The sequence below is a fragment of the Roseicyclus sp. genome (assembly GCF_052168335.1).
Lineage (GTDB): Bacteria > Pseudomonadota > Alphaproteobacteria > Rhodobacterales > Rhodobacteraceae > Roseibacterium.
The window spans coordinates 1-8,334 of the sequence record NZ_JBQLZP010000413.1; the positions used below are offsets into that span (position 1 = coordinate 1).

5 protein-coding genes and 2 pseudogenes are annotated in these 8,334 nt (G+C 70.3%); 3 read left to right on the forward strand and 4 right to left on the reverse strand.

Annotated elements, in window-relative coordinates:
* The 3 genes from ACTS11_RS12540 to ACTS11_RS12550 form a co-directional block, all read right to left on the reverse strand.
* Nucleotides 1–1,343 (reverse strand): ATP-binding cassette domain-containing protein (locus tag ACTS11_RS12540; protein ID WP_442640652.1); only part of this gene is annotated, 1,343 nt, incomplete at its 3' end.
* A 58-nt stretch (nt 1,344–1,401) separates the two neighbouring features.
* The gene (locus ACTS11_RS12545; protein WP_442640653.1) at nt 1,402–2,226 is read right to left on the reverse strand and encodes an ABC transporter permease; all 825 of its coding nucleotides are present in this window, start codon (nt 2,224–2,226) and stop codon (nt 1,402–1,404) included.
* Nucleotides 2,223–3,164: an ABC transporter permease gene (locus ACTS11_RS12550; RefSeq protein WP_442640654.1), complete on the reverse strand. Its 942-nt coding sequence runs from the start codon at nt 3,162–3,164 to the stop codon at nt 2,223–2,225. Before ACTS11_RS12550 ends, ACTS11_RS12545 begins: the two co-directional genes overlap by 4 nt.
* A 162-nt stretch (nt 3,165–3,326) precedes the next feature.
* On the opposite strand from ACTS11_RS12550, the pseudogene ACTS11_RS12555 reads away from it, so the two are divergent.
* Together ACTS11_RS12555 and ACTS11_RS12560 are read left to right on the forward strand one after the other, a co-directional pair.
* Nucleotides 3,327–4,538 (forward strand): annotated as a pseudogene (locus ACTS11_RS12555) (aminopeptidase P family protein).
* 114 nt (nt 4,539–4,652) lie between these two features.
* Nucleotides 4,653–6,809 (forward strand): esterase-like activity of phytase family protein, encoded by a 2,157-nt coding sequence (locus ACTS11_RS12560; RefSeq protein WP_442640655.1) that lies wholly within the window; start codon nt 4,653–4,655, stop codon nt 6,807–6,809.
* Between the two features lie 304 nt (nt 6,810–7,113).
* Here ACTS11_RS12560 and ACTS11_RS12565 read toward each other — a convergent pair whose 3' ends face one another.
* On the reverse strand, nt 7,114–7,998 hold the full coding sequence (locus tag ACTS11_RS12565) for a LysR family transcriptional regulator (RefSeq protein ID WP_442640656.1): 885 nt from the start codon (nt 7,996–7,998) through the stop codon (nt 7,114–7,116).
* Between the two features lie 95 nt (nt 7,999–8,093).
* On the opposite strand from ACTS11_RS12565, the pseudogene ACTS11_RS12570 reads away from it, so the two are divergent.
* A pseudogene (locus ACTS11_RS12570) lies at nt 8,094–8,334 on the forward strand (NAD(P)-dependent alcohol dehydrogenase); the annotation flags it as partial.

Consider the following 8,334-nt stretch of genomic DNA (forward strand, 5'->3'; position numbering starts at 1 on the left):
CGCGCCCGCACCGACACGTCGAGCGCCGAGACCGCCTCGTCCAGCACGATGATCCGGGGCCGTGTGATCAGCGCCCGGGCGATGGCGATGCGCTGGCGCTGCCCGCCCGAGAACTCGTGCGGATACTTGTCGATGGCGTCGGGCGGCAGGTGCACGGCGGCGAGCGCCTCGGCCACCCGGTCGCGGCGCTCGGAGCGCGACGGCTGCGCATCGAGGAGGTGGAAGGGTTCGCCGACCAGACGCTCCACCCGCCAGCGCGGGTTGAAGCTGCCGTAGGGGTCCTGGAACACGACCTGGATCCCGGCGCGGAGACTGCGGGGCATGTGCGGGAGAATGGACTGCCCGAACAGGCGGATGTCGCCCCCCTGCACCGGGTCGAGGCCGAGGATCGCGCGCGTCAGCGTCGACTTCCCGCAGCCCGACTCGCCCACGAGGCCGAGGGATTCTCCCTCGTCGAGCGCGAAGGAGACGCCATCGACGGCGACCACGGGCGGCCCCCGGCGGAAGCCTTCGCGCCGGCCGGGGTACTCGCGGCGGACCGCCTGCACCTCGAGGAGGGCTTCGGGCCGGGGCTCGGCCCTGCGGTCGGGCACGTGGGACGAGGCGGCGAGAAGGGCGCGCGTGTAGGGATGCGTCCGCTCGGCCAGGACCTGCGCCGTCGGCCCCGTCTCCACGATCTCGCCCGCGCGCATGACCGCGATGCGCGAGGCCATGTCGGCCACCACGCCGAGGTCATGCGTGATGAGGAGCAGCGCCATGCCCTCCTCCGCCACGAGCCCCTTCAGGAGGTCGAGGATCTGCGCCTGCGTGGTGACGTCGAGCGCGGTCGTCGGCTCGTCCGCGATGAGGAGGCGGGGATGCCGGGCGATGGCCGCGGCGATGCAGACACGCTGCCGCTGTCCGCCGGAAAGCTCGTGGGGATAGGCGTCCATGCCCACGTGCGACAGGCCCACGCGGTCGAGCCGGTCGCGCGCGATCCGCGCGGCCTCCGCCCGTGAGGGCGTGCCGTGGATCAGGAGCGTCTCCGCCACCTGCTCGCCGATGGTCTGCACGGGGTTGAGCGCGGTCATGGGCTCCTGGAAGATCATGCCGATCTCGTTACCCCGGACGGCGCACCAGTCGCGCTCGGGCAGGGCCGCGAGATCCCGCCCGTCGAGGCGGATCGCGCCCCGCGCCTCCGCCCCCTCGGGCAGGAGGCCCATGAGCGCCAGCGCCGTCATCGACTTGCCGGACCCGCTCTCGCCGACGAGGCCGAAGACCTCGCCCGGCGCGATGTCAAGCGACACGCGCTTCAGGATGGGCGTGCCGTGGATCGACACGTCGAGACGCTCGAGCCCGATCATGGCGCCACCCCGGATTTTCGTACGAAAATCCGCACCATGTGATTATTCGTACGAATAATCACGCCTCCCGCCTCCGCAGCCTCGGGTCGAGCGCGTCGCGCAGCCCGTCGCCCAGAAGATTCAGCCCCAGCACCATGAGCACGATGGCGAGCCCCGGCAGCACCGCCAGCATCGGGTGCGTGTAGATCATCGTCTGCGCCTCCGACAGCATCCGCCCCCAGGACGGCGTGGGCGGTTGCGCGCCGAGGCCCACGTAGGACAGCGCCGCCTCCGCCAGGATCCCGAGCGAGAACTGGATCGTCGCCTGAACGATCAGGAGGTTCGTGATGTTCGGCAGGATGTGCTCGACCGAGATGCGCAGCCGCCCCTTGCCGGAGGCGCGGGCGGCGAGCACGTAGTCGAGCGTCCAGAGCGACAGCGCGCCGCCCCGCGCCACGCGGGCGAAGACGGGAATGTTGAAGATCCCGATGGCGAGGATGGCGTTCGTCGCCGACGGCCCGTAGCGCGCGGTGATGAGGATCGCGATCACCAGCGAGGGGAAGGCGAAGATCAGGTCGTTGCCCCGCATGATGACCTCGTCGAGGAGGCTCCCCCGGTTCGCGGCGGCGGCCAGGCCGAGCGGCACCCCGAGGCCGATGCCGATGCCGACCGCGATCAGCGCCACCGCGATCGAGGTCTGCGCGCCGATCATCAGCATCGAGGCGAGGTCGCGGCCGAGCTGGTCGGTGCCGAGGGGATAGGTCGCGCTTGGTGGCTGGAGCCGCTCGGCGATCGAGACGCCGGTGACGGGATGCGGCGTCCAGAACAGGCTGAGGCCCGCGACGGCCACGAAGACGGCCGTGATGACCGCGCCGATCAGGAGGGCGGGGGGCACGCGCGTCATCTGCGGCGGAGCCTCGGGTCGACGAGGGCATAGGCCACGTCCACGAGGAAGGTCACGAGGATCACCGCGAAGACGAGGAGCATCGTGACCGACTCGACCACCACGAGGTCGCGCTGCGTGATCCCCTGGAAGATCAGCCGCCCGAGGCCGGGCAGGAAGAACACGTTCTCGATGATGATCGCCCCCGCGAGGAGGAACGAGAACTGCAGACCGATGATCGTGAGGACCGGGATCATCGCGTTCTTGAGCGCGTGTCGCAGCACCGCCTGCCGCCGCGAGAGGCCCTTGGCGCGCGCCGTGCGGATGTAGTCCTGTCCCAGCGTTTCCAGCAGCGCGGAGCGCATCACGCGCGCGAGGATCGAGGCCTGCGGCAGCGCCAGCGCCACGGCCGGCAGCGTCAGCGACTTGATGGCGAGGAGCGGGTCCTCCCACCCCGGAAACCCGCCGGCCGAGAACCATTGCAGCGTGACGGCGAAAAGCAGGACGAGCAGCATCGCGAACCAGAAGTTCGGGATCGCGATGCCGAGCTGCGTGCCGCCCATGATGCCGTAGTCCAGCACCCGCCCCCGGTTCGCGGCGGCGAGGATGCCGATGGGGAAGGCGATCAGCGTGGAGAGCGTGAGCGCGTAGACCGCCAGCGGCAGCGACACCCAGAGCCGGTCGAGCACCAGCTCCGACACCGGCACGCGGTAGGTGTAGGAGGTGCCGAAATCCCCCGTCAGCATGCCGCCCACCCAGGCGAAGTACCGCTCGACCTTGGAGCCGTCGAGGCCGAGCTCGGCCCGGAGCGCGGCCAGCGTCTCGTCGGTCGCGTTCATGCCGAGCATGTAGCTCGCCGGGTCTCCGGGGATGACCTCGATCAGCGCGAAGATCACGACGCTCGCCACCACGAGGCTGAGGCCGAGGGACAGGGCACGGGTGGCGACGTAACGCAACATGGCGCGACGTTAGTGGGGGCTTTCCGGACTGGCCAGAGGGGACTTGCGGCAGGCGCGCGGGCGCGGTCTGATGGGCGCGACCGGGGGCGATGGCGTCGCCCCCGTTGCACCGTCAGACCGCCCTGTACGCCGGGGCCTCCGCAGATCAGGAGGGCCCTGCCCATGACCACCGGATCCCGACCGCAGTTCTTCCGCTTCCACAACGGCGCCAAGGCCCCTCTGCCCTTCACCGAGGCCGAATACGCGGCGCGCCTCATGGGTTTGCGCACGATCATGGATGCCCATGGTGTCGAGGCCGCGGTGCTCACCTCGATGCACAACGTCGCCTACTATTCGGGCTTCCTCTACTGTTCCTTCGGGCGGCCCTATGCGCTCGTCGTCACGGCGTCGGAGGCGGTCGTCGTCTCGGCGGGAATCGATGGCGGCCAGCCGTGGCGGCGCGCGGCCTGCGACGGCATCACCTACACCGACTGGGAACGCGACAACTTCTGGCGCGCGGTGGCGCATGTGGCGGGAACCGGACGCACCTTCGGGGTGGAGGAGGATCACCTCAGCATGGCGCAGATGGGCAGGCTCCGCGCCTTCTTGCGTCCGCGCGGCACGGTCGACCTCGCGCCCGCCACGATGCGGCAGCGGATGGTGAAGTCCGACGCCGAGCGCGACCTGATCCGCGCGGGCGCGGCGGTGGCGGATATCGGCGGCCAGGCCATCCGCGCGGCCATCGCCGAGGGCGTGCGCGAGATCGACGTGGCGATGGCGGGCCGCGACGCGATGGAGCTGGAGATCGCCCGCCGCTTCCCCGAGGCCGAGTATCGCGACACCTGGGTCTGGTTCCAGTCGGGCCCCAACACCGACGGCGCGCACAACCCGGTGACGGGGCGGCGCCTGCACCGGGGCGACATCCTCAGCCTCAACACATTCCCGATGATCTCGGGCTACTACACCGCGCTCGAGCGGACGCTGTTCCTCGGGCAGCCCGACGCGGCCTCGCGCGACGTCTGGGAGGCGAATGTCGCGACCCATGAGCTCGGCCTCTCGCTCATCCGCCCCGGCCTCTCCTGCGCCGAGATCACCCGTCGGCTGAACGACTTCCTGGCCGAGCGCGACCTCCTGCGATACCGGAGCTTCGGCTAGGGCCATTCCTTCGGCATCCTCAGCCACTACTACGGCCGCGAGGCGGGGCTCGAGCTGCGCGAGGACGTGGAGACGGTGCTGGAACCCGGCATGGTCGTGTCGATGGAGCCGATGCTGACCATCCCCGAGGGGCAGCCCGGCGCGGGCGGCTACAGGGAGCACGACATCCTGATCGTGACCGAGGACGGGGCCGAGAACATCACCGGCTTCCCCTACGGACCGGAGCACAACGTGCTCTGATCGCGGATTTTCGGGGCGCCGCTTCCGTTTCATCGGCCCGTTACGTGTCCGTTACGTGGTTGTCATGCGTCTGGGCGACAGACCTCCGGCATGACAACCCGTGGGGAGCCCCGAATGACGCCTCGTTTCGTGACGCTGACGTCCGCCCTTGCCCTGCTGGCCGGCCCGGCGCTGGCGCAGGACATGAACTTCAACCGCATCGCGTCCTTCCCGGTCGCGGCGAACACGCCCGACGCCGAGGAGACCTCGGCCGAGATCATCGCCGCAACCGGCGACGGCATGACGCTCATCTATTCCGACAGCCCCGCGGGCGTGATCGGCTTCATCGACATCACCGACCCGGCGAACCCCGTCGCGGCCGGCACCTTCGCGCTGCCGAACGGCGAGCCGACGGCCGTGTCCGCGCTGGGTCAGACGGTCTTCGTGGCCGAGAACACCTCGGAGAGCTTCACCAACCCCTCGGGCGTCCTGCATGCGATCGACGCGGGCACGCGCGAGGTCCTCGCCTCCTGCGATCTCGGCGGGCAGCCCGACAGCACGGCGGTCGCGCCCGACGGCAGCTTCATCACCGTGGCGATCGAGAACGAGCGCGACGAGGATGCCGGCGACGGCCGCGTGCCGCAGATGCCGGCCGGCCATCTCGTGATCCAGCCGCTCGGCGATGGCGGGGCGATGGACTGCGCCGAGCAGATCCGCGTGGAGCTGACGGGCCTGGCCGATATCGCGCCGGAAGACCCCGAGCCCGAGTTCGTCGACGTGAACGCGGGCGGCGACATCGCCGTGACGCTGCAGGAAAACAACCACATCGTCGTCGTGTCCTCCGCCGGCGAGGTCCTCAGCCACTTCCACGCCGGGTCCGTGACGCTCGAGGGTGTGGACACCGAGGAAGAGGGCGCGCTGACCTTCGACGGCACGCTGGCCGACGTGCCGCGCGAGCCCGACGCGCTCCAGTGGATCGACGCCGACCATTTCGTCGTCGCCAACGAGGGCGACATGGACGGCGGCAGCCGCGGCTTCACCGTGTTCCGCCGCGACGGGACCGTGGTGTTCGAAAGCGGCCTCGCCTTCGAATACGCCGTGGCCGAGATCGGCCACTATCCCGAAGGGCGTTCGGGCAACAAGGGCGTCGAGCCCGAGGGCATGGAGTTCGGCACCTTCGGCGGTGTGCCGATGTTGTTCCTCCTGTCCGAGCGCGGCTCGGTCGTCGGCGTCTACGACATGACCGATCCCGCCGCGCCCGTGCTGGCGCAGTTCCTGCCTTCGGGCATCTCGCCGGAGGGCGTCATCGCGATCCCGGAGCGCAACCTGCTGGCCACCGCGAACGAGTTCGACGGGCGCGGCGACGGCGCGGCCCCGGCGCATGTGATGATCTACGAATACCAGTCGGCCCCCGCCGTCTATCCGCATCTGACCAGCGCGGGAACGGACGGGCTGATCGGCTGGGGTGCGATCTCGGGGCAGGTGATGGCCGAGGACGGAACGATCTTCGCCGTCTCCGACAGCTTCTATGGCATGCAGCCCACGATCTTCCACATCGACGTGAGCCAGACCCCCGCCCGGATCGTCGACGCCATCCGCGTCACGCGCGAGGGGCAGCCCGCGCAATTGATGGACATGGAGGGCATCGCGCTGGATGGCGAGGGCGGCTTCTGGGTCGCGTCCGAAGGGCGGTCCGACCGGATCATCCCGCACGCGATCTACCACATCGGCGCGGACGGGGCGATCAAGGACACCATCGCGCTGCCGAACGAGCTGCTGGCCGTCGAGACCCGCTTCGGCTTCGAGGGCATCACCCGCGTCGGCGACATGCTCTACTTGGCGGTGCAGCGCCCCTGGCGCGACGATCCGGCGAACCACGCCAAGGTCCTGGGCTACAACCTCGGGACCGAGGAATGGTCGGTGATCCACTACCCGCTGACCGAGCCCGCGACCGGCTGGGTGGGCCTGAGCGAGATCGTGGCCCATGGCGATCACCTCTACTTCGTCGAGCGCGACAACCAGCTCGCCGGGGCGGCCGTGACCAAGCTCATCACCCGCGTGCCGCTGGCCGCGATGGAGGGGATGGTGGCGCTCGGCGAGACGCCGGCGGTGCTCGCCCCCGAAACGGTCGTGGACCTCATGCCCTACCTCACCTCGACCGGCGGCTACGTGCTCGACAAGGTCGAGGGTCTCGCCATCGCGGAGGACGGGACGATGTGGGTCTCGACCGACAACGACGGCGTCGAGGATCACTCGGGCGAGACGATGTTCTTCGCGATCCCGCCGATGTGAGGCGCACGCCGTTCGAAACCGTCCCTCGCGGCGCTGCCGCGAGGGTGCCCCCTTCGCCGGGTTTTCGGTGGTGTTGCCGGTAGATGCTCACGGCATGTTGCAGGATGCCCGGTGGGCGCAACGACTTGTCATCCGGCCGCCCCCGCCGGAGGGGAACCGGCCTCGGGTCGGCGGGGTTGGCCGGCCGTAGACGGAAGGCGATTTCGAGCGCGGTTCGCTCGTCGGATCGCGGGACATCGACACCCAGAGAGATTTCATCAGCATCATCCCCGCAGGGTCTTCCCCACCTGCGGGGACGTTTTCGTCAGGTGGCCCGCCCGATCCGGCCCAGCCCTTCGGCGAGGCGGTCGAACACCAGCCGCACGCGGCGCGAAGTGTGCAGGTCCCGGTGCGCAGCGAGCCAGATGGGGAAGGTCACGAGCGGCGGGGCGTCCGGCTGCGCGCGGACGAGCGCGGGGTCTGGGTCGCCCATCCATGTCGGCATCGCGGCCACACCCAGGCCCGCCCGCGCAAGCGCGAGCTGCACGTGGCTGTCCTCGCTGAGGAAGGCGAAATTCTCGGGCGGGACATCGAGGCCGCGTTCGGCCAGCATCCCGCGATAGGTGTCCTCGAGCCCGTAGCCCACGAAGGGCAGCGTCCCGAGCGGCCCCCGCGCCAGAAGCTCGGGCGTGGCGTAGAGCGCGGCCTCGTCCTCGGCCACGAGCCGCGCGGTCAGGTCCGGCTGGTCGGGGCGGACGTGGCGGATCGCGATGTCAGCCTCGCGGCGCATGAGGTCGCGGATGGCGTTCGTCGCGATCACCTGGATGCGGAGCGCGGGCGCCTCCTCGCGGATGCGGGCGAGGATCGGCGGGAGAAGCGCGCTCGCGTAGAGGTTCGACGCCGTCACCGTGACGACGCCCGCGATCTCCTGGCTCTGCCCGCTGGCGGCGAGCGCGGCGGCGTGCGCCGCCTCCGCCATGCCGCGCAGGTGGTCGATGAGGGAAAGCCCCGCCTCCGTCAGCTCCATCCGCTTGCCCGCGCGGGTGAAGAGGGTGACGCCCAGATCCTCCTCGAAGGCCGTGACCTGCCGCCCGAGCGTCGGTTGCGTCATGCCGAGCGCCCGCGCCGCCGCCGAGAGGGAGCCCGCCTCGGCGGTCGCCACGACGGCGCGGGCGCGGTTCCAGTCGAAGGCGATGCTCTTCCAATCCATGCGCCAACGTATGGGTTCTCTGCGGATTTCGTCAATTACTGCGTCGCGGCGCATGGGTTATGTCGCTGCCACCCAAGCCGGAAAGGACACCCGCCATGAAAGCCGCGCTCTACACCCGTTACGGAGGCCCCGAGGTCATCGGCCTCGCCGAGATCGCGCGCCCCGTCCCAGGCAAGGGCGAGATCCTCGTCCGCGTCGCGGCGGCTGGCGTCAACACCGCCGACTGGCGGCTGCGTGCGGCCGCGTTCCCGGGGGTCATCAATCTCGTCGGGGGGCGGCTCATGTTCGGCATCTTCCGGCCGCGCCAGCCGGTTCTCCGGCGCGAATTCGCCGGCA

What these genes read in the sequence shown, in the direction of transcription:
- ACTS11_RS12545 (WP_442640653.1), bottom strand. Translation starts at nt 2,226, where the DNA reads ATGACGCGCGTGCCCCCCGCCCTCCTGATCGGCGCGGTCATCACGGCC.
- ACTS11_RS12550 (WP_442640654.1), bottom strand. Translation starts at nt 3,164, where the DNA reads ATGTTGCGTTACGTCGCCACCCGTGCCCTGTCCCTCGGCCTCAGCCTC.
- ACTS11_RS12560 (WP_442640655.1), top strand. Translation starts at nt 4,653, where the DNA reads ATGACGCCTCGTTTCGTGACGCTGACGTCCGCCCTTGCCCTGCTGGCC.
- ACTS11_RS12565 (WP_442640656.1), bottom strand. Translation starts at nt 7,998, where the DNA reads ATGGATTGGAAGAGCATCGCCTTCGACTGGAACCGCGCCCGCGCCGTC.